27 protein-coding genes are annotated in these 26,844 nt (G+C 74.4%); 10 read left to right on the top strand and 17 right to left on the bottom strand.

Annotation, left to right across the window (positions count from 1 at the left end; all coding sequences use genetic code 11):
• Window positions 1-16: 16 nt before the first annotated feature.
• Genes O7604_RS14175 through O7604_RS14160 form a run of 4 tightly spaced genes read right to left on the bottom strand, consistent with a single transcriptional unit; the run spans window position 17 to window position 3,358 of the window.
• Window positions 17-766, bottom strand: a complete 750-nt coding sequence (locus tag O7604_RS14175) for a CbiX/SirB N-terminal domain-containing protein (protein WP_269704212.1) — start codon at window positions 764-766, stop codon at window positions 17-19.
• Window positions 748-1,497 (bottom strand): phosphoadenylyl-sulfate reductase, encoded by a 750-nt coding sequence (locus O7604_RS14170; protein WP_269704211.1) that lies wholly within the window; start codon window positions 1,495-1,497, stop codon window positions 748-750. Before O7604_RS14170 ends, O7604_RS14175 begins: the two co-directional genes overlap by 19 nt.
• On the bottom strand, window positions 1,494-1,652 hold the full coding sequence (locus O7604_RS14165) for a hypothetical protein (RefSeq protein WP_013288361.1): 159 nt from the start codon (window positions 1,650-1,652) through the stop codon (window positions 1,494-1,496). The genes O7604_RS14170 and O7604_RS14165 overlap by 4 nt, the downstream gene beginning before the upstream one ends.
• Entirely contained in the window at window positions 1,649-3,358 is a 1,710-nt protein-coding gene (locus O7604_RS14160; protein WP_281579830.1) for a nitrite/sulfite reductase, read from the bottom strand. Before O7604_RS14160 ends, O7604_RS14165 begins: the two co-directional genes overlap by 4 nt.
• Before the next feature lie 503 nt (window positions 3,359-3,861).
• Between O7604_RS14160 and O7604_RS14155 the strand changes: the two genes are divergently transcribed.
• The gene (locus O7604_RS14155) at window positions 3,862-5,592 is read left to right on the top strand and encodes a glycosyltransferase family 39 protein (RefSeq protein ID WP_348651005.1); all 1,731 of its coding nucleotides are present in this window, start codon (window positions 3,862-3,864) and stop codon (window positions 5,590-5,592) included.
• Here O7604_RS14155 and O7604_RS14150 read toward each other — a convergent pair.
• Together O7604_RS14150 and O7604_RS14145 are read right to left on the bottom strand one after the other, a co-directional pair.
• Window positions 5,567-7,171: a PAS domain-containing sensor histidine kinase gene (locus tag O7604_RS14150; protein WP_281579828.1), complete on the bottom strand. Its 1,605-nt coding sequence runs from the start codon at window positions 7,169-7,171 to the stop codon at window positions 5,567-5,569. The genes O7604_RS14155 and O7604_RS14150 overlap by 26 nt on opposite strands.
• Window positions 7,172-7,196: 25 nt before the next feature.
• On the bottom strand, window positions 7,197-8,225 hold the full coding sequence (locus O7604_RS14145; protein WP_269707002.1) for an SIS domain-containing protein: 1,029 nt from the start codon (window positions 8,223-8,225) through the stop codon (window positions 7,197-7,199).
• 188 nt (window positions 8,226-8,413) lie between these two features.
• Here O7604_RS14145 and O7604_RS14140 point away from each other — a divergent pair, with 188 nt between their 5' ends.
• Entirely contained in the window at window positions 8,414-10,015 is a 1,602-nt protein-coding gene (locus tag O7604_RS14140; RefSeq protein ID WP_281579827.1) for a tetratricopeptide repeat protein, read from the top strand.
• Window positions 10,016-10,076: 61 nt separating this feature from the next.
• Here the strand turns inward: O7604_RS14140 and O7604_RS14135 are convergent, their stop codons facing one another.
• Entirely contained in the window at window positions 10,077-11,666 is a 1,590-nt protein-coding gene (locus O7604_RS14135) for an MDR family MFS transporter (RefSeq protein ID WP_281579826.1), read from the bottom strand.
• 119 nt (window positions 11,667-11,785) lie between these two features.
• On the opposite strand from O7604_RS14135, the gene O7604_RS14130 reads away from it, so the two are divergent.
• Window positions 11,786-12,361, top strand: coding sequence for a TetR/AcrR family transcriptional regulator (locus O7604_RS14130; protein ID WP_269704204.1), 576 nt, complete (start codon window positions 11,786-11,788; stop codon window positions 12,359-12,361).
• Between the two features lie 6 nt (window positions 12,362-12,367).
• Here O7604_RS14130 and O7604_RS14125 read toward each other — a convergent pair whose 3' ends face one another.
• The 7 genes from O7604_RS14125 to O7604_RS14095 form a co-directional block, all read right to left on the bottom strand.
• On the bottom strand, window positions 12,368-12,880 hold the full coding sequence (locus O7604_RS14125) for a GNAT family N-acetyltransferase (RefSeq protein WP_269704203.1): 513 nt from the start codon (window positions 12,878-12,880) through the stop codon (window positions 12,368-12,370).
• Window positions 12,877-13,092 carry a biotin/lipoyl-binding carrier protein gene (locus tag O7604_RS14120; protein WP_269704202.1) on the bottom strand — a complete coding sequence of 72 codons (216 nt, stop codon included), beginning with the start codon at window positions 13,090-13,092 and terminating at the stop codon, window positions 12,877-12,879. The genes O7604_RS14125 and O7604_RS14120 overlap by 4 nt, the downstream gene beginning before the upstream one ends.
• A 400-nt stretch (window positions 13,093-13,492) precedes the next feature.
• The gene (gene rsrA / locus O7604_RS14115) at window positions 13,493-13,780 is read right to left on the bottom strand and encodes a mycothiol system anti-sigma-R factor (protein WP_135241896.1); all 288 of its coding nucleotides are present in this window, start codon (window positions 13,778-13,780) and stop codon (window positions 13,493-13,495) included.
• A gap of 2 nt (window positions 13,781-13,782) precedes the next feature.
• Entirely contained in the window at window positions 13,783-14,592 is an 810-nt protein-coding gene (locus O7604_RS14110; RefSeq protein ID WP_120573278.1) for a sigma-70 family RNA polymerase sigma factor, read from the bottom strand.
• 228 nt (window positions 14,593-14,820) lie between these two features.
• Complete coding sequence (locus O7604_RS14105) at window positions 14,821-15,432, bottom strand: alpha/beta family hydrolase (protein WP_281579825.1); 612 nt, start codon at window positions 15,430-15,432, stop codon at window positions 14,821-14,823.
• A 99-nt stretch (window positions 15,433-15,531) separates the two neighbouring features.
• On the bottom strand, window positions 15,532-15,924 hold the full coding sequence (locus tag O7604_RS14100; protein WP_013288375.1) for a WhiB family transcriptional regulator: 393 nt from the start codon (window positions 15,922-15,924) through the stop codon (window positions 15,532-15,534).
• Between the two features lie 213 nt (window positions 15,925-16,137).
• On the bottom strand, window positions 16,138-16,845 hold the full coding sequence (locus tag O7604_RS14095; protein ID WP_269704198.1) for an SOS response-associated peptidase: 708 nt from the start codon (window positions 16,843-16,845) through the stop codon (window positions 16,138-16,140).
• A gap of 102 nt (window positions 16,846-16,947) precedes the next feature.
• On the opposite strand from O7604_RS14095, the gene aroA reads away from it, so the two are divergent.
• From aroA to O7604_RS14075, 4 genes are all read left to right on the top strand, one after another.
• Window positions 16,948-18,249: a 3-phosphoshikimate 1-carboxyvinyltransferase gene (gene aroA / locus O7604_RS14090; RefSeq protein WP_269704197.1), complete on the top strand. Its 1,302-nt coding sequence runs from the start codon at window positions 16,948-16,950 to the stop codon at window positions 18,247-18,249.
• Between the two features lie 162 nt (window positions 18,250-18,411).
• Window positions 18,412-19,347 (top strand): ribosome small subunit-dependent GTPase A, encoded by a 936-nt coding sequence (gene rsgA, locus O7604_RS14085; RefSeq protein ID WP_269704196.1) that lies wholly within the window; start codon window positions 18,412-18,414, stop codon window positions 19,345-19,347.
• Window positions 19,348-19,407: 60 nt separating this feature from the next.
• Window positions 19,408-20,226, top strand: coding sequence for a histidinol-phosphatase (hisN, locus tag O7604_RS14080; protein ID WP_269704195.1), 819 nt, complete (start codon window positions 19,408-19,410; stop codon window positions 20,224-20,226).
• Between the two features lie 60 nt (window positions 20,227-20,286).
• Window positions 20,287-21,258 carry a hypothetical protein gene (locus tag O7604_RS14075; protein WP_269707001.1) on the top strand — a complete coding sequence of 324 codons (972 nt, stop codon included), beginning with the start codon at window positions 20,287-20,289 and terminating at the stop codon, window positions 21,256-21,258.
• Here the strand turns inward: O7604_RS14075 and O7604_RS14070 are convergent.
• Window positions 21,141-22,409 (bottom strand): glycosyltransferase, encoded by a 1,269-nt coding sequence (locus O7604_RS14070; RefSeq protein ID WP_269704194.1) that lies wholly within the window; start codon window positions 22,407-22,409, stop codon window positions 21,141-21,143. The two genes, O7604_RS14075 and O7604_RS14070, sit on opposite strands and share 118 nt — an antisense overlap.
• 192 nt (window positions 22,410-22,601) lie before the next feature.
• On the opposite strand from O7604_RS14070, the gene O7604_RS14065 reads away from it, so the two are divergent.
• The 3 genes from O7604_RS14065 to O7604_RS14055 all read left to right on the top strand — a co-directional run bounded on the left by O7604_RS14065 (window position 22,602) and on the right by O7604_RS14055 (window position 24,981).
• Window positions 22,602-23,600 carry an SDR family oxidoreductase gene (locus tag O7604_RS14065; protein ID WP_269704193.1) on the top strand — a complete coding sequence of 333 codons (999 nt, stop codon included), beginning with the start codon at window positions 22,602-22,604 and terminating at the stop codon, window positions 23,598-23,600.
• A 56-nt stretch (window positions 23,601-23,656) separates the two neighbouring features.
• Window positions 23,657-24,328, top strand: coding sequence for an ATP-binding protein (locus tag O7604_RS14060; RefSeq protein WP_269704191.1), 672 nt, complete (start codon window positions 23,657-23,659; stop codon window positions 24,326-24,328).
• 80 nt (window positions 24,329-24,408) lie between these two features.
• Window positions 24,409-24,981, top strand: a complete 573-nt coding sequence (locus tag O7604_RS14055) for a DUF5709 domain-containing protein (RefSeq protein WP_269704190.1) — start codon at window positions 24,409-24,411, stop codon at window positions 24,979-24,981.
• Between the two features lie 4 nt (window positions 24,982-24,985).
• Here O7604_RS14055 and O7604_RS14050 read toward each other — a convergent pair whose 3' ends face one another.
• Both O7604_RS14050 and O7604_RS14045 read right to left on the bottom strand, forming a co-directional pair.
• On the bottom strand, window positions 24,986-25,633 hold the full coding sequence (locus tag O7604_RS14050; protein ID WP_269704189.1) for a response regulator transcription factor: 648 nt from the start codon (window positions 25,631-25,633) through the stop codon (window positions 24,986-24,988).
• Window positions 25,630-26,751, bottom strand: a complete 1,122-nt coding sequence (locus tag O7604_RS14045) for a DUF5931 domain-containing protein (RefSeq protein ID WP_269704188.1) — start codon at window positions 26,749-26,751, stop codon at window positions 25,630-25,632. Before O7604_RS14045 ends, O7604_RS14050 begins: the two co-directional genes overlap by 4 nt.
• Between the last annotated feature and the right edge of the window lie 93 nt (window positions 26,752-26,844).

Genomic DNA, 26,844 nt, shown 5'->3' with positions numbered 1-26,844 from the left:
GCTGTCCCGGACCGGGTCAGCCCGCCACCGCCTCCACCCGCCGCCGGACCAGGTCCGCCAGCTCCGGCAGGTCGGTCAGCGGATCGGCCACCGCCACCGCGCCGGCCGACCGGGCCGACGCGCGTACCCCGTCGTGGAACCGGCCCGGGGCCAGGAAGTAGGCCGCCACCGCCACCCGGCGGGCGCCCGCCGCGCGCAGTCGCGCCACCGCGTCGCCGACCTCCGGAGGCGCCGCCGAGGCGTACGAGACGCGGCAGGGCAGGCCCAGCCCGGCACCGAACGCCGCCGCGACCCGGCCCACCGAGGCCCGCGCCGCCGGATCCCGGGTGCCCGCCGCCGCCAGCACCACCGCGTCCAGCCCGCCCGGCCCGTCGCCGGTCGCCTCCGCCAGGCGTCGGCGCAGCCCGCCCAGCAGCCCGCCGTCCACCCCGTCGCCGGTCGGCCCCAGCACGTCGGTCACCCGTACCTCGATGTCCGCGCCGGCCGCCGCGACCGCCGCCGGGATGTCCACCTTCCGGTGGTACGCGGCGGTCAGCAGCAGCGGCACCAGGACCGCCCGGGAGTGGCCGTCGGCGGCCAGCCCGCGCAGCACCTCGGCCGGCCCGGGATCGGTGTGGTCGAGCCAGCTCGGCAGCACCGGACGGCCGGGGCAGGTGTCCGCCACGGCGCGGGCCAGCGCCCGCGTCGCCTCGGCCGCGCGCGGATCACGGCTGCCGTGGGCCACCAGCACCACCGGTGGCCCGGCGCTCAGGTGTGCAGGCCGCACTCGGTCTTCTCGAACATCGCCCAGCGCCCGGAACGCGGGTCCTCCCCCGCCCGGGTCCGCCGGGTGCACGGCCAGCAGCCGATCGAGCCGTAGCCGCGGGCGAACAGCTCGTTGACCGGGATGTCGTACCGGGCCACGTAGGCGTCCACCTCCCGCTGCGTCCACGCCGCTATCGGGTTCACCTTGACCTTGCCGCGCCGCGCGTCGAAGCCCACCACCGGCGTGTTCGCCCGGGTCGGCGACTCGTCCCGGCGCAGCCCGGCGGCCCAGGCGTCGTACCCGGACAGCGCCCGCTCCAGCGGCTCCACCTTGCGCAGCTGGCAGCAGTCGTCCGGGGACCTGTTGAACAGGCGCGGACCGTACTGGCCGTCCTGCTGCCCCACGGTCATCCGGGGCCGGATCGAGCGCACCCGCACCGGCATCCGGCGGGCCACCTCGTCGCGGACCTTCAACGTCTCCGGGAAGTGCAGCCCGGTGTCCAGGAACACCACGTCGACGCCGGGCGCGACCCGGGAGACCAGGTGCGCCAGCACGCCGTCGGCCATCGAGCTGGTCACGCAGAACCGCTCGCCGAACGTCTCCACCGCCCACCGCGCGATCTCCAGCGCGGGCGCGTCCGCCAGCTCCCGGCCGGCCTCCTCGGCCAGCGCGCGCAGCTCGTCCGGGTCGCGGCGGGCCGGCGCGGCCGGACCGATCAGCCCGAGGCCGGCGGCCGAGACAAGGCCGGTCACCGGGTCACCGCCCGGCTCAGCAGGCCGGTGAACTTCACCGCGAAGACCCGCGCGCAGGCGTGGCACTCCCAGGCGCCGTGCCCGGCCTCGTGCGGCCGCAGGTCCTCCTCACCGCAGTACGGGCAGTAGAGAGGCGCGGATCGGGCATCGCTCATCGGAGCTCCTCCTCGTCGACTCTGATCACCCAGTTGGCGAACGTCTCGCCCTCGGTCCGGCCGGCCAGGTAGCGGCGGGCCAGTCGTTCCACGTACGCCGGAAGCTCCTCCGCGGTGGTCTTCAGACCGCGCAGCTTGCGGCCGAAACCGGCGGTCTGCCCCTGCGCCATGCCGAGGCCGCCGCCGAGGTGCACCTGGAAGCCCTCGACCTGCCGGCCGTCCGGGCCGACCACGAGCTGGCCCTTGAGCCCGATGTCGGCGACCTGGGTGCGGGCGCAGGCGTTCGGGCAGCCGTTGAGGTGGATGGAGATGTCCGCGTCGAAGTCGCGCAGCTGCTCCTCCAGGCGCGCGACCAGTTCCTCGCCGCGCCGCTTGGTCTCGACGATCGCCAGCTTGCAGAACTCGATACCGGTGCAGGCCATCGTGCCGCGCCGCCAGGCCGACGGCCGGGCCTCCAGGCCGATCCCGCGCAGCGCCGCGACCAGCTCCTCGGTCCGCTGCGGCGGCACGTCCAGCACGAGCAGCTTCTGGTACGGGGTGAGCCGCACCCGGCCGCTGCCGTGCGCCTCGACCACGTCGGCGAGCTGCGCCAGCTGGGTGCCGGAGACGCGGCCCACCACCGGGGCCGCGCCGACGTAGTTCGCGCCGTCACGCTGGGCGTGCACACCGATGTGGTCGACCGGCTTCGCCGGCAGCTCCGCGGCCGGACCGTCCAGCAGCGTGCGGCCCAGGTACTCCTTCTCCAGCACCTCGCGGAACCGCTCCACGCCCCAGTCGGCGACCAGGAACTTCAGCCGGGCCCGGTTGCGCAGCCGGCGGTAGCCGTAGTCGCGGAAGATGCCGACCACACCGGCCCAGACGTCCGGCACCTCGTTGAGCGGCACCCAGACGCCGAGCCGCTTGGCCAGCATCGGGTTGGTGGACAGCCCGCCACCCACCCAGACGTCGAAGCCGGGACCGTGCTCCGGGTGCTCCACGCCGAGGAACGAGATGTCGTTCGCCTCGTACGGGGTGTCGACCAGCCAGGAGATCGAGGTCTTGAACTTGCGGGGCAGGTTGGAGAACGCCTTGTCGCCGACGTACCGGCGGACGATCTCGTCGATCGCCGGGGTCGGGTCGAGCACCTCGTCCCGGGCCACCCCGGCGACCGGGCTGCCCAGCACGATCCGGGGGCAGTCGCCGCACGCCTCGGTGGTCTGCAGGCCCACCGCCTCCAGCCGGCGCCAGATCTCCGGCATGTCCTCGACCCGGATCCAGTGGTACTGGATGTTCTGCCGGTCGGTGATGTCGGCGGTGTCCCGGGCGAACTCGCGGGAGATGTCCGCGATCACGCGGAGCTGGGCCAGGTTGAGCTGGCCGCCGTCCACCCGGACGCGGAGCATGAAGAACTCGTCCTCCAGCTCGTGCGGCTCCAGCACGGCGGTACGCCCGCCGTCGATGCCGGCCTTGCGCTGGGTGTAGAGGCCCCACCAGCGGAACCGGCCGCGCAGGTCCTGCGGGTCGATCGAGGCGAAACCGCGGTGGGCGTAGATGTTCTCGATCCGGTCCCGCACGTTCAGCGGGTCGTCGTCCTTCTTGATCCGCTCGTTGGGGTTGAGCGGCTCACGGTGTCCGAGCGCCCACTGCCCCTCGCCGCGTGGCCGGCGGGGCGCACGGGCGGCAGGCGCCGGGGTGTCGGGACGGGTCGGGGTGCTGCTGACCGCCATCGCGGCGTCCTCCATGGTCTGCTGCGGTGCCTGGGAGCGCGGGCGCGGCGGCCGACCCTGGAGAGGGCCGTGGACGGCGATGTCGATGACGGCCGGCGCGAGTACGCGCCCGAGACGGAAAGGTCGGGCGTCGTCAGTGGGCCGGACAGATCGCGCTGCGCACGCGGCCGTAATCGACGTGGCGGCGAGCCACGAAGCGGCGGACGACAGCGGCGGTCATGTGCCTCATGCTGCCACATCACGCCCTGCCCGACCACAGCTCCGCACTGTGATCCCACATCACGGGCCCACCCCGCCCGCACCCACCCCGCTGATCATGAAGTTGGCGGGGACAAAGGGGACGGTGGATGCCGTCAACCTCATGATCGACGGGGCCGGGTGGGGTTCGGGTGGGGCCGGGTGGGTGGGTTTCGGGGGAGCGGGCGGGTGGAGGGGAGCGGGCGTGTGACGCTGCGGGGGTGAGGAGGTTCGCGCCCGCGTCTGCCCGCGGCCGGTCGGGTCCGGTGGTGTGGGTGGTTCCCGGACTGCTCACGCTCGTGGTGACGCTGGCGGGCATCGGGCACGCCCAGCCGTGGCGGGACGAGCTGGCCACCTGGAGCGCGGCCACCCGGCCGTTACCGGACCTGATCCGGATGACCCGCACGATCGACGCCGCCACCGGGCCGTACTACCTGCTCGCGCACGGCTGGACGGCGCTGGCCGGTACGTCGCCGACGGCGTTGCGGCTGCCGTCGGCGCTGGCCATGGCGGTGGCCGCCGCGCTCACCGCCCGCCTCGGCGCGGTGCTCGTCGGCCGTCGCGCCGGGCTGCTGGCCGGAGTGCTGTTCGCGGTCCTGCCGGTCACCTCGCGGTACGGCCAGGAGGCCCGCCCGTACGCCCTCGCGACGCTGCTCGCCGTGCTGGCCACGCTGCTGCTGGTCGAGGCGCTGCGCCGGCCCGGGCGGTGGCGCTGGGCGGGGTACGCCGCAGCGGTCGCCGCGCTCGGCCTGCTCCACCTGCTCGCGCTCACGCTGCTCGCCGCGCACGCCGTGGTGGTGCTGCTGACCGCCGCACGTGGCCCCGCGGCGGTCGTAGATCCGCCCGGCCAGTTCCGAGCCGAGATGCCCGACGCGAGCCGGCCACGCCGCAGACACCCACGACGTTCCACCCAGCCACGAGATCGAGCGCCGGTGGAACGCCACGGGTGTCACGGCGCCCCGCAGACACCCACGGCGTTCCACCCGGCCACGAGATCGAGCGCCGGTGGGACGTCACCGGTGTCACCGCATCCCGGGGGGAGCAGGGAGCACGGCACGGACGCGCCGGAAGCGGAACCGCAGGACGTGACCGGCGAGGCTCGGGAGGCGTCGGCGCCCGGCCGACGGGTGCTGGCCGGGTGGCTGCTGGCGCTGGTGCCGGTCGTCGTGCTCGTCACCCCGCTGGCGCTCGTCGCCCGGGGACAGCGCGGACGGCAACTCGACTGGGTGGACCCGGCGCGCCTGCCGGACCTGGCGGCGCTACCGGGTGCGCTGGCGCAGAGCGGCGTCGTCGGCGGGTTCGTGCTCGCGCTCGCGGCGCTCGGCACCGCCCGGCTGGGCAGACGGGCGCTGCTGCCCGCCGCCGCCGTGCTGCTGCCGGTGCTGCTGGTCTTCGCCGCCGGAGCCGTGGTGCCGCTCTGGGTGACCCGCTACCTGGTCTTCACGGTGCCGTTCGCCTGCGTACTGGCCGGCGCCGCGCTGGCGGGGACAACGCGGACCGGTCCGGCACCACAGAAGGCAGGGCAACCGCTCGCGGCCGGACTCGCGGTGGTGGTCCTGGCCGGGCTGCTCGGGCTGCCCGATCAGGCGGCCCTGCGCCGTACCCACGAGTGGCCGCGCAGCGCACCCGTCGACTACGCGGGCGCCGCCCGGATCATCCGCGCCGAGCAGCGGCCGGGCGACGCGATCGTCTACTCACCCCGGGACGGGTGGCTGTTCCCGGATCTCGGCATGGCGTACCACCTGGGGCCGAGGCTGCCGCGCGACGTGCTCGTGGTCCGCGACCAGCGTCAGGACGCGAGCCTCTGGGCCGTCGAGTGCGACGATCCGGCGCGGTGCCTGGCCGGGGTGGACCGGGTCTGGCTGGTGGTCACCGGCCGTCGCGCGGACCCGACGGCGGCGGTGCCGGGCGCGAAGGGCGACGCGCTGCGCGCGGGCTACACGGTGCGGCAGGTCTGGCCCCGGCCGGGGATCACGGTGGCCCTGCTCGTCCGGTGAGGCGGTCGGTGGTGCCGCGGGCCAGCGGTACGACGATGGTCGCCTCGGTGCCGCCGTCGGCGCCGTTGCGCAGGTCGATGGTGCCGCGCAGCTCGCCGGTGACCAGCGCCCGGACGATCTGCAGGCCCAGGTTGCCGCCGCGTTCGGCGTCGAACTGCTCGGGCAGTCCCCGGCCGTTGTCGGTCACTGTGACGTGCAGTTGCTTGCGGGCCCGGTGCGCGGTGACCACCACCTCGGGCCGGGCCGCGTCGACCACCGCCTCGGGCCGGGCCGCGGTGACCGCCGCCTCCACAGCAGGAGGCGCGGCGGTCTCCTCGTCGGCCGGTGGGAAGCCGTGTTCCACGGCGTTGAGCAGCAGCTCGTTGAGCACCATCACCAGCGAGGTGGCGATCTCGGCGGGCAGGACGCCGAAGGTGCCACGGCGGCGCATGCCCACGCTCACCTCGGTGACGGCGACCTCGGTGGCGGCGCTGGCGACCCGGTCCACGATGCCGTCGAACTCGACCACCTCGTCACTGGACATGGAGAGCGTCTCGTGGACGAGCGCGATCGAGGCGACCCGGCGTACCGATTCCTCGAGCGCCACCCGCGCCTCGGGCATGGCGACCCGCCGGGCCTGGAGGCGCAGCAGCGCGGCGACGGTCTGGAGGTTGTTCTTCACCCGGTGGTGGATCTCCCGGATGGTGGCGTCCTTGGTGATCAGGGCGCGGTCGCGGCGGCGTACCTCGGTGATGTCGCGGACCAGCACCAGCGCGCCGATCGGCACTCCGGCGGGCATCAGCGGCAGCGCCCGGGTGAGCATGGTGGCGCCGCGCGCGTCGATCTCCCGGCGGGGTGGCGCCTCGCCGCGCAGCGCGGCGAGCACGGCGTTGCCCGCGTCGGTGCCTTCAAGGGGGTCGCCGGCGAGCCGGCGGTGCAGCTTGGCCAGGTCCTCGCCGACCAGGTGGGAGGCGTAGCCGAGGCGGCGGTACGCGGACTGCGCGTTCGGGCTGGCGTAGGTGACCTTGCCGTTGGCGTCGAGCCGCACCAGACCGTCGCCGACCCGGGGCGCCGAGGTGGTCTCGCCGGGGTGCCGGGGCGGCGGGAACGTGCCGTCGGCGATCATCTGGGCGAGGTCGTCGGCGGTGGTCAGGTAGTTCAGTTCGAGCTGGCTCGGGGTGCGCGCGGTGGACAGGTTGGTGTCCCGGCCCACCACGGCGATCACCTCGCCGGCTTCACCGTCGCCGGTGCGCAGCCGGACCGGGATCGCCTCGTGGCGGGCCGGGACGTCGCCGTACCAGACCGGGTCGCCCTCGCGCCAGATTCGCCCCTGCCGGTGGGCCACCTCCAGGTGGGCTACCTCGGCCCCGCCGACGATGCGCCCGACCTGGTCGTCCAGGTAGGCGGTCGGCGCGGTGGTGGGACGGACCTGGGCCACGCAGAGGTACGTGCCGTCGCCGTCCACCGGCACCCAGAGCAGCAGGTCGGCGAAGGACAGGTCGGACAGCAGCTGCCAGTCGCCGGCGATCCGGTGCAGGTGGTCGATGTCGGCCGGGCGGAGCGCGGTGTGCTCCTCGGCGAGGTCACGGAGGGTGGACACGCCCCACAGCGTGCCACGCCGGGCCTCACATCGTCGCCGTGACCTTCTTCAAGCCGCGCGGCGCGTCCGGGTCCTCGCCGCGTGCGAGCGCCAGGGACAGCGCGAGCCGCTGCAGCGGCAGGATGTCGAGCAGCGGCGCGTACCGCTCGTCGACCTCGGGCACCGCCATCCGGGTCTCGCCGACCTCGGCGGAGCCGACCACCACCACGTCGGCGCGGCGCTCGCCGAGCCGGGGCAGCACCTCGCGCATGGACGTACCGCCGGGGCCGGAGCCGACCACGGCGAGCACCGGGACGTCCGGGTCGGTCATGGCGAGCGGGCCGTGCAGCAGGTCGGCGCCGGAGAAGGCGAGCGCCGGGAGGTACGAGGTCTCCATCAGCTTCAGCGCCGCCTCCCGGGCGGTCGGGTACGCGTAGCCCCGGCCGGTGGTGACGAGCTGGGCGGCGAACCGGTAGCGCGGGGCGAGCCGGGCCGGGGTGTCGTCGGCGAGCGTCCGCGCGGCCAGCTCGGGCAGGCGGCTCAGGGCGGCGCGCTCGTCGGCGGGCAGCACGCCGTCACCGGCGCGTACCCCCTCGATGAGCATGAGCAGCGCGAGCAGCTCGGCGGTGTAGGTCTTGGTGGCGGCGACCGCGCGTTCGTGGCCGGCGGCGATGTCGACGCTCAGCTCGGCGGTCTCCACCAGCGGCGAACCGGGGTTGTTGGTGACGGCGAGGGTGAGCGCCCCGGAGGCGCGGGCGACCCGCAGCACCTCGGCCAGGTCGGGCGAGCCGCCGCTCTGGCTGACGCCGACGACGAGCGCGTCGGAGAGGTCGGGCCGGGCGCCGAAGACGGTGATCGCGCTCGGTGAGGCCAGCCCGGCGGGCAGGCCGAGGCGGATCTCGGTCAGGTAGGCCGCGTAGAGCGCGGCGTGGTCGGAGGTGCCCCGGGCGGTGAAGACCACGTGCCGGGGGCGGCGTTGCGCGACGACGGCCGCCACCTCGGCGATGGCCGCCGCGTGCTCGGTGGAGAGCAGACGCTCGTAACCGGCCGGCTGCTCGTCGATGTCGGCGGCCATTCCGGCCCCTGGACGCGTCACTCCAGACCTCCTTCTGCGCGTTTCCCGCGCGTTCGGTGCTCAGTCTTGCACGTTTCAGCAGGACCGATCAACGCAACGAGCAGGAGTGCGCAGTGGATCACTAATTGACGGAAGATCCCCTAGGCTTGCCCGGCTGACCGACCGACCCGATCCGGCGAGAGGACGACGTGCCCGACGACGACGCCGCGCTCTCCGCGGAGGAGGAACTCGCGCTGGCCCGGCTGGCACTGGGCGAGGGCGACCTGCGGCACGCCGCCGACCACGTGGCCGCCGCCCTGGTCCGCTCCCCCACGCTGCCCGAGGCGCACGAGACGCTCGCCCGGCTGAACGCGGCCAGCGGCGGCGACCTGGACCTCTTCCCGCTCGGCCAGCAGGCGTTCGTCGGCGCCGTGGTGGCCCGCGCGCACCTGCTCGCCGCCGCCGGGCGCCCCGCCGAGGGACTCGACCTGCTCGCCGCCGCCACCGGCTACGCGCCGGCCGCACCCTGGGCCGCGGTGCCCTGGGTTACCGCCGCCGAGCTGCCGGAACGCCTCGACCCGGAGCGCACCGCCCGGATCCTCATGCAGGTCTGCGCGGCGGCGCCGGACCCCGCGCCGCGCCGGCTGCGCGAGCCGCTCGCGCCGTACCTCACGCTGGCCCGCAACGCGATCACCGTCCACCCGGCCCATCCGCTGCTGCTGGGCGCGGCGTCCGCGCTGGCCCGGCGCCTCGGCGAGGTCACCCTCGCCGTCACCTGGGCCACCCGGGGGGTACGCGCACAGCCCACCAAACTCGGCGAGGTGTGGCTCGGGTACGCGTACCGCAGCGCCGGCCGGACCGCCGAGGCGCTCGCCGCACTGGAACGCGCTGTCGCGCTCGATCCCGACGACCTCGCTGTCTACGCGGACATCGCCGGCACGCTGGCCGACAACGGCCGGCTCGACGCGGCACTGGGCTGGATCGACCGGGCGCTGGCGAAGGACCCCACCTTCGACTGCGCGGTGCACACCGCGCACCGGCTGCGCTACCTGCGCGACGGGAACGTGGACCACCTGGTGGCCCTCGCCGACTTCGTCCGTGACCACCCGGACGACACGCACGAGCACGGTGACCTCGCCGAGTGCTGCCGGGGCCGCCCCTGGCTCGGGCAGGTGACCCCGGCCGGCGACGACGCCACGGCCCTCGACGGTCCCGTCCCCTCGGCGGCAGCGGTACGACGGCTCCAGCAGCTCGCGCACCCGGCCTGGGCGCACCCTCCGGCCGCGTACGACGCCGCCGTCGGGCTGGCCACACTGGACCTCGCCGACCTGCTGGCCCTGCTGGCACACCCGCCGGAGGCGCCGGAGACCGCGCTGGGCCGGGTGCTCGGCGGGCAGGATCCGGCACTGTGGACGCGCTGCGCGCAGGTCTGGGCCTGCCTCGGCCTGCTGCACCATCGCACCGACGAGCCGTGGGCCGGGTCGGCGCGACGGCGGGTGCTGCGGGAACTGGCCACCGGTGATCTCGGCCCGGCCGCCGAGGCGGCACTGTTCGCCCTGGTCACCGCCGCCTGGGTGGATCCGGACACGCGCACCGACGTGGCCGCGCTGGTGGCCGGCCGGGTCACCGAGGTGGCGACCGGACCCGGCCGGCGTACGCCGGTGGCGGTGTCGCTGGCGTACCTGGCGCGGGCCACGCCGGCCCTCGACCCGGCGGCACGCGCCACCGCCGACCGGCTGATCGCCGACGCCGAGGGCGGTCCGCTGCGGCGTCTCTGGCGACGCCTCGCCGCCCTGTTCCGCCGGGGCTGACCGCGGACGCGCCGCGGCCCCGCGTACCCCCGGGACGGGGCGGCGGGGCCGCGACGGTGCTTCAGGCGACGGGGGCCTTGCCGAGCGCGGCCTCGGCCTGGTCCTCCGGGGTGGTGCCGGCCGGCGGTACGTCGTTCGTCGCGCGCAGCGGCACCTCCTTGATGAACCAGGCGAGCACCGGTACGGCCACGGTGAAGACGACGGCCCAGAAGAAGACGTGCGAGATGGCGTCGGAGAGGCCGCCGAGCACCGCCTCGCGCATCGGGCCGGTGAGTTTCTTGAGGGCCTCCAGGTCCATCGCGCCGCCTTCGCCGCCGGAGCCCGCGAACGCGGAACCGGCGGCCGAGTCGGCCAGGCGGTTGGCGAAGATCGCGCCGAAGAGGGAGACGCCGAACGAACCGCCGATGGACCGGAAGAAGGTGGCCGCGCCGCTGGCCGCGCCGAGGTCCTTCTGTTCCACGCTGTTCTGCGCGATGAGCATCGAGGTCTGCATGAGGAAGCCCATGCCGACGCCGAGCACGATCATGTAGAGCGAGGACTGCCTCTTGCTGGTGTCGACGTCCAGCAGGCTGAGCAGGCCCATCCCGGCGGCCATCACCACGCCGCCGACGATCGGGAAGGCCCGGTAGCGGCCGGTCTTGGTGATGGTCCGGCCGACCACGAGCGACACCACGAGCATGCCGAACATCAGCGGGAGCAGCAGCAGGCCGCTGTTCGTGGCCGACGCTCCCTGCACGGTCTGCTGGTAGAGCGGCAGGAAGTTCATCGCGCCGAACATGGCGAAGCCGAGCAGGAACCCGATCACCGAGATCAGGGCGAAGTTGCGGTTGGCGAACAGGCTCAGCGGCAGGATCGGCTCCGGCGCGCGCCGCTCGACCAGCGCGAACGCGCCGAGCGCGAGCACCGCCAGCACGGCGAGGCCGAGGATCTGCGGCGAGACCCAGTCGTACTCGTTGCCGCCCCACGTGGTCACCAGCACGATCGCGGTGATGCCGACGGACAGCAGCGCCGCGCCGAGCCAGTCGATCTTGTGCTCGGTGCGGTACTTCGGCAGGTGCATGGTGGTGGCGAGGACCAGCAGCGCCAGCCCGCCCAGCGGCAGGTTGACGTAGAACGCCCAGCGCCAGGAGAGGTTGTCGGTGATGAAGCCGCCGACGAGCGGGCCGGCCACCATGGCGATGGCCATGATGCCGGCGATCATGCCCTGGTAGCGGCCCCGCTCGCGCGGCGGGACCAGGTCACCGATGATCGCCATGACGCCGACCATCAGGCCACCGGCGCCGAGGCCCTGGACGGCACGGAACGCGATCAGCTCGGTCATGCCGGTGTCGGCGCCGCCGAAGACGCCGGAGCCGGACATGCCGCAGAGCGCGGAGCCGGCCAGGAACACCACGACAGCGGTGAGGAAGACCGTCTTGCGGCCGTAGAGATCGCCGAGCTTTCCCCAGATCGGCGTGGAGACGGTGGTGCCCAGCACGTACGCGGTGACCACCCAGGTGAAGTGATCGGCACCGCCGAACTCGAAGACGATGCGCGGCAGCGCGGTGCTGACGATCATGTTGTCGAGCATCGCGAGCATCATCGCGATCATGAGCCCGAACAGGACAACCCGGACGTTTGGTTTCGTGGTCAGCTGGGCTGGTTGACTCATCGGTAGGCTCCCCCGCAGATCGGATGATCGACTTACTTGCCGCCCGGCTAGTTAACTTACTAGCCGGACGGTAAGCTGGTGGCGGGCGCACGTCAAGCGGATTGAAAGGATGTCGGCCGGTGAGGGAGACCACAGGTGGCACGCGGCAGCGCATTCAGGCCGTGGCCTTGGAACTCTTCACCGAGCAGGGCTACGAGAAGACGTCACTGCGGGAGATCGCCGAGCGGCTGGGCGTGACCAAGGCGGCGCTCTACTACCACTTCAAGAGCAAGGACGAGATCGTCACCAGCCTGGTCGACGACCGGCTGCGCCGGATGGACGAGCTGATCGCCTGGGCCGCCGACCAGCCCCCCACGCTGGCGACCCGGCGCGCCCTCGTCGGCCGGTACGCCGACAGCATGTTCGCCGGGGACCTGCCCCAGGTGATGCGCTTCTTCGAGCAGAACCAGACGGTGCTCAAGAGCCTGGTCGCCGGCCAGCAGATGCGGGAGCGGATGATGCGGCTCGCCCACGAGCTGTGCCGGGGCGACGACTCACCCGCCGCCCAGCTCCGCGCCGCGCTCACGCTGTTCGCCGTGCACAGCAGCTGGTTCGCGGTACGCGCGCCGGGCATCACCGACGACGAGCGCAAGCGGATCGCGCTCCAGGTGGCGGACGAACTGCTCGCCAAGATCGGCGAGGCCGGCCAGGGCTGAGCCGGTTCAGCCCGCCGCGCTCAGGTCCAGCCGCAGGCCGCGCAGGTCGATCCCGGGCGCCGGGCTCCAGTCCTTCTCCGGGTACCTGACGAAACCGAGCCGCTCGTAGATGTGGTGCGCGCTCACCGCCATCCCGGCGCGTACGCAGATCACCACCGCCGTACAGCCCAGCTCGGCCGCGCGCGCCACGCACGCGACGGCGAGCGCCGCCCCCGCGCCCCGGCCCTGGGCGGCCGGATCCACCGCGAGCATCCGGAACTCGGCCTCACCCGGGCCGGCGAGTTCGGCGTACGGGGTGCCGGCCAGCACGAACGTCACCGCCCCGAGCACCTGACCGGTGGCGTCGTCGACGGCCACCAGCACCTCGCCGGTCTCGGCGCGGCCGGCCACGTCGGCGAGCACCGGCGCGTACCCGGCCTCGTCCTTGAGCTGGCCGTCCGCCTCGTACGCGGCGACGGTCAGCCGGGCCACGGCGGGGAAGTCCGCCGGCTCGGCGCGGCGTACCCGCGGGCCGGTCAACCGATCTCCGCGATCAGGTCGCCGTCCTGCACCACGTCGCCCTCGTTGACGGCGAGCGTCCGCACCACGCCGTCGGACTCGGCGACCACCGGGATCTCCATCTTCATCGACTCCAGGATCACCAGGGTGTCGCCCTCGGACACCGTGTCGCCGGCCGACACGACGACCTTCCAGACGTTCGCCACCATCTCGGCACGGATCTCCTCGGCCATGTTCCGGCCCTCCCTCTGTCCGACAGCTCCCCGACAATCCTGCGAACGGTATCCAATCATGACGCCGGTCACGCCGGGCCGCGCACCACCGGTCGCCCGATGCGCCCCGCCGCGCCCGGGCGGGCGGCGACGGCACTAGCATCGTGCGGGTCGGCCACCGGCGAGCCCGGAGGGCCGCACCGCGACCTCCGCCGCGCCCAGCCGCGGACGGAACCGTGACCAGCACAAGGAGGCAGAGCATGGCGAAGAAGGCCCGGAAGAAGAAGGCCCGGAAGAAGAGCAGCGCCAACCACGGCAAGCGCCCCAACTCCTGATCATCGGGATCAGCGCGGCGCACTGCGCCTGACACGCGGAACGGCCCGGGTCCGAATGATCGGACCCGGGCCGTTCCGTCGCTTGTTCAGTCGGCCAGTTCGCGGGACTCGGTGGTCTCGAAGACGACCAGCTCGGTCAGCCGCAGGCGCAGCCGTTCACGCAGCTTCTCCGGCGCCGCCTCGTTGCCGCAGCACCGCGCCACCAGCGCCTTGACCTCCTGCTCGATGCCGTACTCGCGCAGGCACGGCCCGCACTCGTCCAGGTGGTGCCGGATCAGCACCCGGCGCTCCTCGGCGCACTCCAGGTCGAGGTAGAGGTAGACCTCGGCGAGGACCTCGTGGCAGTCCGTCTCGTGCGGTTGTCCACAGCTCACGGTCACACCTCCCGGCCGGCGGCGGCGGTCGAACCCTTCTTCGACGAGGCGGCGCTGAAACCCCGCTCCGCCGCGTACTGCTCCAGCAGCTTCCGCAGATTACGTCGGCCACGGTGCAGACGGGACATCACGGTGCCGATCGGCGTGCCCATGATGTCGGCGACCTCCTTGTAGGAGAAGCCCTCGACGTCGGTCAGGTAGACGGCCAGGCGGAACTCCTCCGGCAACTGCTGGAGGGCCTCCTTGACGTCGCTGTCCGGCAGCCGGTCGAGCGCCTCCGTCTCGGCCGAGCGCAGGCCGCTGGACGTGTGCGACTCGGCCTCGGCGAGCTGCCAGTCGGTGATCTCCTCGGTCGGCGCCTGAATGGGCTGGCGCTGCCGCTTGCGGTAGGTGTTGATGTAGGTGTTGGTCAGGATCCGGTAGAGCCAGGCCTTCAGGTTCGTGCCCTGCTCGAACTGGTGGAAGGCGGCGTACGCCTTCAGGTACGTCTCCTGAACCAGGTCCTCCGCGTCCGCCGGGTTGCGGGTCATCCGCAGTCCGGCAGCGTAGAGCTGATCGACGAAGGGCATCGCGTCCCGCTCGAAGCGGGCCCTGCGCTCGTCCGTCTTCTCGGTGGTCAACCGCACATCCCCTCGCGTCGGATGCTTTCCCGCCGAGGATACGCGTACCCACTTGCCGGCAGATTCACTTCCGGAGTGTGTGCCGGTGCTCACGACCGACGCCGCCGCGGGCCACTCCGGCGCGTCGAGCAGCCGCCGGAGCTGGCGCTCGTCCCGTTCGTCCCGTTCCCGGCTCCGTGTCTCGATCGGCACCGGTCACCCCCCTCGCGCTGGCAATGTCGTCGTCCAAGGGAGGTAACGCGAGTTGCGGGGCGTGGCATTCCTCCGGCCCCACCCGATCCTGGTCCCGGCCTCGGCCGCGACCGACGCTGGGACCAGGAAGGGCCTGGGAGGGTGGCCCCGGCGCGCCCGAACCGGGCGGCCGGCACCAACCGGTGCAACGACCCGCCGCGGCGGACGGTCACGGCGCGCGCCGCCCGGTCAGGACGACCACCCGTGTACGCGCAGCCAGTCCCGCACCACGACGGCCGTGCCGGCCGGATCGCGGCGCAGGTCGTGGCGCTCCCCCGGCCGGACCACCACCTCGATCCCGGGGCCGGGCTCGGGCACGCCGAACGGGTCCCGGTCGCCGTTGACGACGAGCGTGGGCAGCCCGGTGAGCAGTTCCCCGGCCCGGGAGCGCTCCGGCCGGCCCGGCGGGTGCAGCGGGAACGCCAGCGCCACCACGCCGACCGCCCCGACGGCGGCTGCGGTACGGCAGGCCACCCGGGCGCCACTGGACCGGCCCCCGACCACCCAGTGGCGCACCCGTGGGGCACGCCGGCGCAGTTCGGCCAGCACCGCCGTCCACGCCTCGTCGAGGTGTCCGGCCGGAGCGGGCGCGCGTCGGCCGGCGACCCGGTACGGCTGGGTAACCAGGGCCACCCCGGCTCCGGCGGCGAGCACCGCCTCCCGTACCGCGGTGAGGTCCGGCGCGTCCACGTCGCCGCCGGCGCCGTGACCGAGCACGAGCACCGCCGCGCCGTCGGCGGGCATGTCGAAGCGGAGCCGGGCGGGCCCGCGTGGTGTGTCGATCTCGTCGTCGTGCCGCACCGGCTCATTCTGCGCGGACCGGGCGGCCCGCCGGCGGCCGGGCGGGAAACGCCGACGTCGCCCGCGGCCTGCCGGAGCGGGCCACGGACGATGTCGGGATCAGCTCAGCGGAACCAGCGTGAGTAGGCGGTCGCGCACCGGCGGACCGGCGTCGTCGAGCGCGTCCGGGTCCGGCTGCACCTCGCTGCGCCAGGCCACCAGCATGGCGCGCCGCTCACGCGGCGTGGTGCCGCCCCAGACGCCGTGGCAGTCGCCCACCTCCAGCGCCCAGGCCAGACAGGAGCCCTGGACGTCGCAGGTGCGGCAGAGCGCCACCGCCGCGTCGGCCGGTTCGTTCGGTGCCGGAAAGAACGTCTCCGGATCGACGTTCTGACAGGTGCCCCTGGTGCGCCACGCGTCGTCCTGGCGTCGTTCGCTCAGCGCCCGCAGCAGTCGCGGATCGCGCCGCGCGGCGGCCACCTCGTGCGGGCGGGGCATGCGTGCCCGTGTCAATACACCCACCTCCCCCGTGGGAACCGGCATTGATCTCTCGCAAGATCGATGGGTGTCATCCGCCCCGTGCGAACAGACGCCCATCACCGGCGCTGTGTTCTATCGCATTCGCATACGTCAGGACAAGAGTCTTCAATGAAACTGACTGAACGTCCGGGCGACTTTTCCGGCGCAACCCCGACAAAAAGGTCACGCGAATGTGGCAGAGCGTGATCAGAAGAGAGTCGGCTCGACGGCCGTCTCGACACCCGCCGGAACCACCGGGGCGACCAGCTCCGGGCCGTCGTTGCGGACGTCGCCGACCGCCCGGGAGACGGGCCGGATCTCCAGCCCGGCGAGCAGCCCGGGCTCCGGTGGCGCGAGCAGCTCCGCCGGCTCCTCGGCCGGGCCCAGCCATCCCGGCCAGCGCTCCGGCGACAGCAGCAGCGGCATCCGGTCGTGCACCTCGGCCAGCTCGCCGACCGCCGCGGTGGTGAGCACGCTGAACGTGAGCCGGGCCGTACCCGCCGACTCCCAGACCGACCAGATGCCGGCGAAGGCCAGCACCGAACCGTCCCGCGGGGTCATGAAGTAGGGCTGGCGCCCGCCGTCGGCGAGGCGGACCCACTCGTACCACCCGTCGGCCGGAACCAGGCAGCGACGGCGGGCGAAGGACGGCGCGTACGCCCGGCTGGTGGCGACCGTCTCGGCCCGCGCGTTGATCATGCGGGCGGCTCCGGCGGCGCTGCGCGACCACTGCGGGAGCAGGCCCCAGCGGCCGAGGGAGAGCAGCCGGTGCCCCTCCGGGGCGAGCCGGACCAGCGGCACCGGATCGGTCGGCGCGACGTTGTAGTCCGGCGTCACCCCGCCGGTCTCGTCGGCCGACTCGAACAGCGCGCTCAGGTCCGCGGCGCTCCGGGTCGTGGCGTACCTCCCGCACATGGCGCACACGCTAGCCGCATCCGGACGTTCCGGCTGTCCCGCCCAACGGGAGCAGCGGCACCGGACGGTTCCACCCGGCCGTGAGCTTGGCAGAATGTAACGGTGAGCAATCCGACCGCGACGCGTCCGCAGCAGCAGTGGGCCGCGCCGACCGCGAGCGACCCGGTCGCCGCGACGCTGCGCCTGCCCGGCTCCAAGTCGATGACCGCCCGGGCCCTGGTGCTCGCCGCGCTCGCCGGCGGGCCGTCGACACTCGCCCGGCCGCTGCGCGCCCGGGACACCGAACTGATGGCCGGTGGCCTGCGCGCACTCGGCGCCCACATGTCGATCTCGGACGACGACCGCTGGCTGGTCCGCCCCCACCCGCTGGCCGGCCCGGCGCACGTCGACGTCGGCCTGGCCGGCACCGTGATGCGCTTCCTGCCCCCGGTGGCCGGACTGGCCGCCGGGCGGGTCACCTTCGACGGCGACCCGCACGCCCGGACCCGGCCGCTCGGGCCGCTGATCGGCGCGCTGCGCACGCTCGGCGTCCGCATCGACGCGCCGGCGGTCGGCAGCCTGCCGCTCGTCGTCCTCGGCGCGGGCCGGGTGACCGGCGGCGACGTGGTGATCGACGCCTCCGCGTCCAGCCAGCTCGTCTCCGGGCTGCTGCTCGCCGCACCCCGCTTCGACCGGGGCGTCGTGGTCCGGCACGAGGGGCCGCCGGTGCCGTCCGCGCCGCACGTGCGGATGACGGTGCAGATGCTGCGCGCGGCCGGCGCCGCCGTCGACGACACCACGCCCGACGTCTGGACGGTCGAGCCGGGCCCGCTGTCCGGGCGCGGCTGGGAGATCGAGCCGGACCTGTCCGGCGCCGCGCCGTTCTTCGCCGCCGCGCTGGTCACCGGCGGCGAGGTGACGCTGCAGGGCTGGCCGCGCAGCAGCCTCCAGCCGGTCGAGCAGCTCCGGGACCTGCTGCACCGGATGGGCGGCGAGGTGAGCCTCGGCACCGACGGCCTGACCGTGCGGGGCACCGGCACGGTGCGCGGGATCGACGCCGACCTCTCCGACGTCGGCGAGCTGACCCCGGTGCTGACCGCGCTCACGCTGCTCGCCGACGGTCCGTCCCGGCTCACCGGCATCGGCCACATCCGCGGCCACGAGACCGACCGGGTCACCGCGCTCGCCAAGGAGTTCACCGCGCTCGGCGCGGACATCACCGAGACCCGTGACGGGCTGGACATCCGGCCCCGCCCGCTGCGGGGCGGGACGTTCTGCACGTACGCCGACCACCGGATGGCGCACGCCGCCGCGGTGGCCGGGCTGGCCGTCCCCGGCATCGAGGTCGACGACGTGGCGTGCACCTCCAAGACCATGCCGGAGTTCCCGGCACTATGGTCGGGGATGGTGACCGGCAAGAACTGACAGCGGGGGGACGTCCTGGCGACGAAGCGGCGCGAGTACGACGAGGACGACGTCCGGGTACGACCGGGCCGGTCGTCGCGCCCGCGTACGCGCACCCGGCCCCGGCACGACGACGCCGTCGACGGCTTCGTCATCGCCGTCGACCGGGGCCGCTACACCTGTGTGATCCCCGGTGCCGGGCCGGACGCGCCGCTCGTGACCGCCATGCGCGCCCGCGAGCTGGGGCGCAAGTCGGTGGTGGTGGGTGACCGGGTGGGGCTGGTCGGGGACACCTCCGGGGCGGCGGGCGCGCTGGCCCGCATCGTGCGCATCGCCGAGCGGACCTCGGTGCTGCGGCGTACCGCCGACGACGACGAGACCACCGCCGAGGGGCGGCTGGAACGGGTCGTGGTCGCCAACGCCGACCAGCTGGTGATCGTCAGCGCGCTGGCCGACCCGCCGCCGCGCACCGGGTTCATCGACCGCTGCCTGGTGGCCGCGTACGACGCCGACATCGAGCCGCTGCTCTGCCTCACCAAGGCCGACCTGGACGGCCCGGAGGCGGTGCTCGGCTACTACACCGAGCTGGAGCTGCCGTACGTGCTGATCCGGCCGGACTCCGACCTGGCCGCGCTGCGGGCACTGCTCGCCGGCCGGGTCTCGGTGATGGTGGGCCACTCCGGGGTGGGCAAGTCGACGCTGGTCAACCGCCTCGTCCCGGACGCCGAACGGGCCGTGGGCACGGTCAGCGCGATCGGCCGGGGCCGGCACACCTCGACCAGCGCGGTGGCGCTGCGCCTGCCCGCCGAGCCCGGCGCCGACGGCGACACCGGCTGGATCGTCGACACCCCGGGGGTCCGCAGCTTCGGGCTGGCCCACGTGTCCGCCGAGAGCCTGCTGCACGGCTTCCCCGACCTGGTCGAGGCGACGGTGGACTGCCCGGCCAACTGCCCGCACACGGCCGACGAGGCGGACTGCGCGCTCGACGCCTGGGTGGCCGCCGGGAAGGCGGACGCGCGCCGGCTCGCCTCGTACCGCCGGTTGCTGGCCTCGCGCAGCGGCGAGGGTGACCCGCGCGAGCCGGAGCGCAACCCCGGCGACCCGCTCGCCGGGTCCTGACCGGCGGACCGGCGGCGACCCGCCGTCGCCGGCCCGGCCGCCGCCGCTAGCGTGTCGGTCATGACCGGGTACGCCGACGACCTCGCCCTCGCCCACCAGCTCGCCGACGCCGCGGACGCCGTCTCCTCGGCCCGGTTCCGCGCGCTCGACCTGCGCGTCGAGTCCAAGCCGGACCTGACCCCGGTCTCCGACGCGGACACCGCCGTGGAGCGGGAGATCCGCGCGCTGCTGGCCGCCCACCGTCCCGGCGACGGCCTGCTCGGCGAGGAGTACGGCGCGCAGCCGCCGGCCGGCCCGGACGGGCGGCGCTGGGTGATCGACCCGATCGACGGCACGAAGAACTTCGTCCGGGGCGTACCCGTCTGGGCCACGCTGATCGCGCTGCTGGAGCACGACCGGCCGGTGCTCGGCCTGGTCTCCGCCCCGGCGCTGGGCCGCCGCTGGTGGGGTGCGCTCGGCGCGGGCGCGTTCGCCGGCACCGGCGCGGCGGACGGCACGCCGATCCGGGTCTCCGGCGTCACCGCGCTGGGCGACGCGAGCTTCTGCTACTCGTCGCTGACCGGGTGGGAGCAGGCCGGCCGGCTGGACGCGGTGCTCCAGCTCATGCGGGACACCTGGCGCAGCCGCGCGTACGGCGACTTCTACGGCTACATGCTGCTGGCCGAGGGGGCACTGGACGTGATGGTGGAGCCGGAGCTGTCCCTGTGGGACATCGCCGCGCTGGTCCCGATCGTCACCGAGGCGGGTGGAACGATCACGGATCTGGCCGGGCGGCCCGCGCCGGCCGGTACCGACTCCGCCGACATCAGCGCCGTGGCCAGCAACGGAGCGCTCCACGACGACATCCTGGCCCGGCTCGGCCGTCCAGCCGAGCGCTGACCCGGGCAGAGCCTCTATCCTCGCCAGGTGGTTTCCTCCGGTTGGTGCTTCCTGGCGGCGATGATCATCGCGTACGGCTTCGCCAACCTTCTCCAGTCGGTCGCGGCCGCGCGGACCACTGTGCACCACACGTTCGACCCCGGGCTGCTGCTGCGCCTGGCCGGGCACCGGACGTACCTGATCGGCCTGGCCTGCCAGGTGGTCGGCTTCGTGCTGGCCTTCCTGGCCCGCCGTGACCTGCCGTTGTTCCTGGTCCAGGCCAGCGTGGCGGCCGGGCTCGGGGTGACCGCCGTCCTGGGCGTGCTGGTGCTCAAGTGGCGGCTGCCCGCCGCCGAGGTGGTCCTGCTGGTGCTGCTGTTCGCCGGCATCACCGCGCTCGTGCTCTCGGCCCAGCCCGCGCCGTCGCGGCAGCTCGGCACCGCAGGGCTGGTCGGCCTGGCGGTGGCGGTGGCCGCGATCGCCGGGTCCGGATTCTTCGCCGCCCGGCTGCACGGCGCGCTCGGATCGGTGGTGCTCGGCTCGCTGGCCGGGATGGCGTTCTCCGCCGCGGCGGTGGCGGCCCGCCCGCTCGCCTCGGCCGGCTCGGCGGAGGCGTTCGTCCGCGACCCGCTGCTCTACCTGCTGATCGTCCACTCGGTGATCGGTCAGCTGCTGCTCGGCCTGGCCATGCAGCGCGGGTCGACCACGGCGGCGGTGGCGGCGATGGACGCCGCCGGGGCGGTGCCCGCGGCGATCGTCGGCCTGCTGCTGCTCAACGACAAGATCTGGCCGGGCCGGGAGTGGCTGGCCGGGCTCGGCTTCCTGGTGACGCTCGCGGCGGTGGTCGGCCTGACCCGGTACGCCGAACCGCAGCACCACCACGCCGGCGCCCGCGACCGCCAGAAGGCGGTGGTGGGCGCCGGGATGGTGCCGGTTCAGGCCGCCTCGACCGGCCCGCGTTCGGAGACGACCACCTCGACCTCTGGCGTCGCCTCGACCGGCGTCGGCTCGATCGGCGTGGCCGGGCGGCGCCGCCCGATCACCCGCTCGTAGAGGCGCTCCAGCGCGGCGGCGGTCCGTTCCCAGGTGTAGCTGCACCGGACCCGGTCCACCGCGGCGTGCCCGTACGCGAACCGTCCGGCGTTGTCCGACAGCAGCCGGCGCAGCGTGACGCCGAGCGTGCGCACGTCGCCCGGCGGCACCAGCTTGCCGGTCACCTCGTCCACCACCGCGTCGGCGATGCCGCCCATGGCGTAGCCGACCACCGGCACGCCGCAGGCCATCGCCTCCAGCGACACCCGCCCGGCTGAGGCGTAGTGCGGGGTGCAGGCCACCACGTCGGCGGAGCGGTACCAGGTGGCCATCTGGTCGTGCGGCACCGCGCCGACCAGCTTCACCTGCTCCGCCACGCCCGCCCGCTCGGCCAGCTCGCGCAGCCGGCGCGCCTCGGCGTGCCCGGCCAGCCGCTCGGCCGGCGGACCACCGGCGATCACCAGCTCCGCGTCACCCACCAGCCGCATCGCCCGGATCAGGTCGTCCTGGCCGTGCCCGGGCGCGAGCCCGCCGACGGACAGGATCCGGGACCGCTGGTCGCGGGGCGCCGCCTCGCCGTCCGGGTGGAACTGACCGATGTCCACCCCGGTCGGCACCATCGCCACCGACGTGCGTTGCAGGCCCATCCGGGTCAGCTCGTCGACCTCGTCGTTGCACTGGGCCACCGCCACGTCCACGGCCCGGGTCAGGGCCCGTTCCAGCGGGATGCGCTCCCCCGGCCCGGTGTACTGCCGGCCGAGGTGGCGCAACTGCTCCACGCCGAGCGAGTGGAACGTCTGCACCACGGGGATGTCGGTGGCGCGTACCGCGTGGGCGGCGGCGAGCCCGCCGACCCAGTAGTGCCCGTGCACCACGTCGGGGGTCCAGTCCCCGGCCCACTGCCCGGCCAGCCAGCGGCCGTACTCGGCGACGAAGGGAACCAGCTCGGCGGTGGAGAGCACGTCGGGCGGGCCGACCGGGACACGTTCCACCCGGTAGCCGTCGAGTTCGGTCAGGGCGGGCTGGGCGGACGCGGCACGGCGCTCGTAGACGCGGACCTCATGGCCCCGGGCGGCGAGTTCCGCCGCCACGCGCGCAATGTGCTCCTGCGTCCCGACGGTGGGACCGTCGGTGGACGAGCCGGCGTGCGCGCATACAAGGCCGACGCGCATGGTGCACCTCCATGCGTTCTCTGCAAGCGGGGTCTCCGGTCAGAGCGTCCCATTAACCCAGGTCCGGTGCGCCCAAACCTGACAGATCAGGGTCACCCGGCCACCGCGTCCCGCGGACGGGACAGCCGACCGATGCCGATCACCGTCGAAAACGGTCGGCATGTCCGCCCGGGCCGGGGGTACCGACGGAGAATGCCGCTGACCCGCAGCCTCTCCGACGCCACTGTCGTCATCACCGGTGCCTCCAGCGGGATCGGCGCTGCCACCGCGTACGCGCTGGCCCGCCGGGGCGGCGACGTGGTGCTGGCCGCCCGGACCGAGTCCGCGCTGCGCCGGGTCGCGGCGTACTGCCGGGAACTCGGCGGGCAGGCGCTGGTGGTACCCACCGACGTGACCGACCCGGAGGCCGTCGGTCGGCTGGCGGAGCGGGCGGTGGCCGAGTTCGGCCGGATCGACGCCTGGATCAACAACGCGGCGGTCGGCACCGTGGGGCTGTTCGACGAGATCCCGGTGGCCGAGTTCCGCCGGGTGGTGGACGTGAACCTGCTCGGCGCCGTGTACGGGACGCGGGCCGCGCTGCCCTGGCTGGGCGCGGCCGGCGGCGGGGTGCTCGTCAACAACGCCTCGGTGCTGGCCGAGGTGGCGATGCCGTACCAGTCGGCGTACAACGCGACCAAGCACGCGATCCGCGGGCTGGCCGACACGGTCCGGCAGGAGCTGCGGGTGACCGGCCGGGGGAACATCTCGATCTGCACCGTGCTGCCCGCCACCATCGACACGCCGTTCTTCCGGCACGCCGCCAACCACTCCGGCCGGGAGCTGACCCCACCGCCGCCGGTGTACCCGCCGGAGATGGTCGCCGAGACGATCGTCAAGCTGCTGCGCCGGCCCCGGCGCGAGGCGTACGCGGGCGGCGCGGCCCGGCTGATCGGGCTGCAGTGGCGGCTCGCCCCGGCGCTGGCCGAGCGGGTGATGGGCTGGTACACCGCGCGCACCCAGTTCGGGCCCGGCGTACGCGACGACTCCACCGGGACCGTGTTCACGCCGGGCTCGGCGGCGGAGCGGACCGACGGGTGGTCCGGCCGGCGTGGTCAGGTGCTGCGGCTGACCGCAGCGGTCGGGCTGGCCGCCGGCACCGCTGTCGGTACGGTGAAGGCGATCAGCCGCCGGTCCCGGGCCGGCCGTCCGTGAGTCCCGTCGACCGGACCGGTGCGCGGACGCGGGCGGACGTGCACAATGGGGCGATCATGCCGACGGATGCGCGTTGCCTGGTGGAGACCGACGATTCGTCCCCGACGGTCCGGCTGACCGGGGTGCTCGACCGGTCCGAGGTGCAGGCCGTACGGGACGCGCTGCTCGCCCGGCTGTGGCGGCGCCCCGGGGCGCTGCTGGTGGACCTGTCCGGGGTACGGATCCCCGACCCGCTGGCCCGCGACGCGCTGGACGAGGTCTGCCGGGCGGTCGCCGACTGGCCCGCCGCCGAGCTGCTGCTCGACCCGGACGGGCCGCCGCGGGAGGCGCCGCCCGAGCCGATCGAGGTCGAACTACCCCCGGTGGTCGAGGCCGCCCGTGAGGCGCGGGTCCTGGTCACCGGCGGGTGCGTCAGGTGGGGTCTGCCGGAGCTGGTCGAGCCGGCCTGCATCGCGGTCACCGAGATGGTCAACAACGTGGTGGCGCACGCCGTCACGCCGATGACGCTCCGGCTGGCCCCGCGCGGCGGCGCGCTGCACCTGGCGGTCCGGGACCACTCGACCGGGCGGCCCGCGTACGGCGGGCCCGCACCGGTGGACTCGGTGGGCGGGCGAGGGCTGCTGCTGATCGACACGGTGGCCCGGCGCTGGGGCAGCACGGCACTGCCGGACGGCAAGGTGGTGTGGTGCGTGCTGTACCCCGAGGACGAAGCGGCGTACCGCAACTGAGGTGCCTTTTCGCACCGTTGCTCCCGATCCACCCGGCCGGTCGCGGTTAGGGCGGGGAGCGCAGTGGGTAGTTCCCGGGCATGCGCGACGACGAGTACCCCACCCCCGTGTCCGATCCCGAGGCGGAGGGCCTGCCCGACACCGCCGACGACGACTCCACCGCCAACGACGACGTGCTGACCGGGCGCGAGGCGGACGGCCCCGAGCCGGCCCAGCTCCCCGGTGACCGTACGCCGGTCGCCGTGGACCAGTTCGGCACCACGGCGGAGGAGCAGCTCGACGGCGAGTCGCTGGACTACAAGCTCCAGCGCGAGCGGTACGAGCGCCCCGCCGACGACCCGCTCGCCGGCCCGGTCGATCCGGACATCGCGGCCGAGGCGGACAGCGAGGAGGCCGCCGCGCAGGCCCAGCTCGACGCCGACGTGATCGACCTGGGCCCGGTGTCGGACCCGAACTCCCCGGTGTCGGTGTACGACCACGGCCAGCTCGGCACCGTCGCCGACCACCAGGTGGGCCGGCTGGTCGAGCCGGACGAGGGCGCGCACACCGACCAGGAGACCGACAACGTGGCCTACGACGCGGGCGCGGCCGGCGGCGGGGCCAGCGCGGAGGAGCTGGCGATCCACGAGACGCGGCCGCCGGACGCGCGCTGACCGCTCACTCGTCCAGGCCCCGCTCGATGGCGTACCGGGTCAGTTCGACCCGGTTGTGCAACTGGAGCTTGCCCAGGGTGTTCTGCACGTGGTTCTGCACCGTCCGGTGGGACAGGCTCAACCGGTCGGCGATCTGCTTGTAGGACAACCCCTTGGCGACCAGACGCAGCACCTCGGTCTCCCGTTCGGTGAGCCGGGGTGCGTCGTCGTGCGGGGCGGGCGGCGCCGCGGCCAGCCGCCGGTACTCCCCCAGCACCAGCCCGGCCAGGCCGGGTGTGAACACCGGCTCGCCGGCCGCCGTGCGCCGCACCGCGTCCAGGAATTCCGCCGGTGCGGCCGACTTGATCAGGTAGCCGGTGGCGCCGGCCTTGACCGCGTCCAGCACGCCCTGCGCCTCGCCGCTGGCCGAGAGCATGAGTACCCGCACGTCCGGCAGTGCGGCGCGGAGACCCCGGATCACCTCGACGCCGGAGATGTCCGGCAGCTGAAGGTCGAGCACGACCAGGTCGGGGCGGGCCGCCGCGGCCACCCGTACCGCCTGCCGCCCCTCACCGCTCGTCGCCACCACCTGGTGGCCCGCCTCGGTGAGGTCACGGGCCACGCCCTCGCGCCACATCGGGTGGTCGTCGACCACCATCACCCGGATGCTCATCCGCGGCTCCTCGGCACGACCAGCTCGATCTCGGTGCCGGCGCCGGGCGCGGACACGATCCGCACCTCGCCGCCCAGGTCGGCCACCCGGCCACGGATGGACTGCGCCACCCCGAGCCGGCCCTGCGCGGCGGCCTCCGCGAGCCGGCCCTCCGGGATCCCCGGTCCCTCGTCGCGTACCGAGACGGTCACCGTCTCCTCCTCGTCCTCGATCAGCACCCAGGCCCGCCCGCCGGCGTGCCGGGCCACGTTGTCCAGCGCCGCGCCGACCGCGGCACCCAGCTCACCAGCGGCCCGCGCCGGCAACGGCACCGGTGTGGCGGGCGCGGACACCACGACGGTGGCCGAGGCGTACCTGTCGATCAGGTCGCGCAGGTCCTGCTCGTCCCCGGCCCGATCCGGCGGCGCGCCCGTCCGGCCGATCAGCGCCCGCAGCGCCTCCTCCTGCTCGCCAGCCAGCCGGGCCAGCTCGGCCGCCTCGCCGTCCAGGTCCGCGCCGCGCCGCCGGACCAGCGCGAGCACCTGGAGCACCGAGTCGTGGATGTCGCGGGCCAGCCGTTCCCGCTCCCGGGTGGCCGCCTCCAGCTCCACCGCCCGCTGCAACCGCTCCTCCGCCTGCACCGCCAGCCGCGCCACGTGCCCGACCACCACGCCGGCGAGCAGCATCAGGATCGCCCCGGTCAGCGCGGACGGGCTGATCCGGTCGCGGGTGGCGAGGTCGGCGCCGCCGAGCACGATCGCCGCCACCGCGCCACGGCGGCGTCCGCCGGCGACCGCCCAGGCCAGCACCGGCCCGGCCAGCCAGGCGGCGGTCAGCATCGGCACTCCGGCGGCGAGCGCCGCCTGGCCGACCACCCACGGCGTGACCAGGATGATCGCCAGCACCACACCGAGGTCGGCCAGCAGCAGCGGCCAGCGCCGCCCGGCCGGACGGCCGTAGGCGGCCGCCGTCACGCCGCTCCACGCCAGCATCGCCAGCAGGACACCGCCCGCGGCGACCGGGTGCGCGTAGCTGCCCGCGTCGCGCAGCACGACCAGTCCGACGTACGCGAGCGCGGCGAAGCGGAACACCGCTATCGATCGCCAGAACGGGCCCTCGAGGCCGGAGGACGACGGCATGTGCGACACCCTGTCACAGCCGGTCCAGGGCACCCCGCCCGGTGCGGCCCGAGAAACCCTGACGTACGGTGGAAATGCCGCGAAAGTCGTCGA

Source organism: Micromonospora sp. WMMA1947, assembly GCF_027497355.1.
Lineage (GTDB): Bacteria > Actinomycetota > Actinomycetes > Mycobacteriales > Micromonosporaceae > Micromonospora.
The sequence above is the reverse complement of the archived record's forward strand: the minus strand, read 5'-3'. Positions and strand labels throughout refer to the sequence as shown.

What these genes read in the sequence shown, in the direction of transcription:
- O7604_RS14165 (WP_013288361.1), bottom strand. Translation starts at nt 1,652, where the DNA reads ATGAGCGATGCCCGATCCGCGCCTCTCTACTGCCCGTACTGCGGTGAG.
- O7604_RS14160 (WP_281579830.1), bottom strand. Translation starts at nt 3,358, where the DNA reads ATGGCGGTCAGCAGCACCCCGACCCGTCCCGACACCCCGGCGCCTGCC.
- O7604_RS14145 (WP_269707002.1), bottom strand. Translation starts at nt 8,225, where the DNA reads ATGGCCGCCGACATCGACGAGCAGCCGGCCGGTTACGAGCGTCTGCTC.
- O7604_RS14135 (WP_281579826.1), bottom strand. Translation starts at nt 11,666, where the DNA reads ATGAGTCAACCAGCCCAGCTGACCACGAAACCAAACGTCCGGGTTGTC.
- O7604_RS14120 (WP_269704202.1), bottom strand. Translation starts at nt 13,092, where the DNA reads ATGGCCGAGGAGATCCGTGCCGAGATGGTGGCGAACGTCTGGAAGGTC.
- O7604_RS14095 (WP_269704198.1), bottom strand. Translation starts at nt 16,845, where the DNA reads ATGTGCGGGAGGTACGCCACGACCCGGAGCGCCGCGGACCTGAGCGCG.
- hisN (WP_269704195.1), top strand. Translation starts at nt 19,408, where the DNA reads ATGACCGGGTACGCCGACGACCTCGCCCTCGCCCACCAGCTCGCCGAC.
- O7604_RS14075 (WP_269707001.1), top strand. Translation starts at nt 20,287, where the DNA reads ATGATCATCGCGTACGGCTTCGCCAACCTTCTCCAGTCGGTCGCGGCC.
- O7604_RS14070 (WP_269704194.1), bottom strand. Translation starts at nt 22,409, where the DNA reads ATGCGCGTCGGCCTTGTATGCGCGCACGCCGGCTCGTCCACCGACGGT.
- O7604_RS14065 (WP_269704193.1), top strand. Translation starts at nt 22,602, where the DNA reads ATGCCGCTGACCCGCAGCCTCTCCGACGCCACTGTCGTCATCACCGGT.
- O7604_RS14060 (WP_269704191.1), top strand. Translation starts at nt 23,657, where the DNA reads ATGCCGACGGATGCGCGTTGCCTGGTGGAGACCGACGATTCGTCCCCG.
- O7604_RS14055 (WP_269704190.1), top strand. Translation starts at nt 24,409, where the DNA reads ATGCGCGACGACGAGTACCCCACCCCCGTGTCCGATCCCGAGGCGGAG.
- O7604_RS14050 (WP_269704189.1), bottom strand. Translation starts at nt 25,633, where the DNA reads ATGAGCATCCGGGTGATGGTGGTCGACGACCACCCGATGTGGCGCGAG.
- O7604_RS14045 (WP_269704188.1), bottom strand. Translation starts at nt 26,751, where the DNA reads ATGCCGTCGTCCTCCGGCCTCGAGGGCCCGTTCTGGCGATCGATAGCG.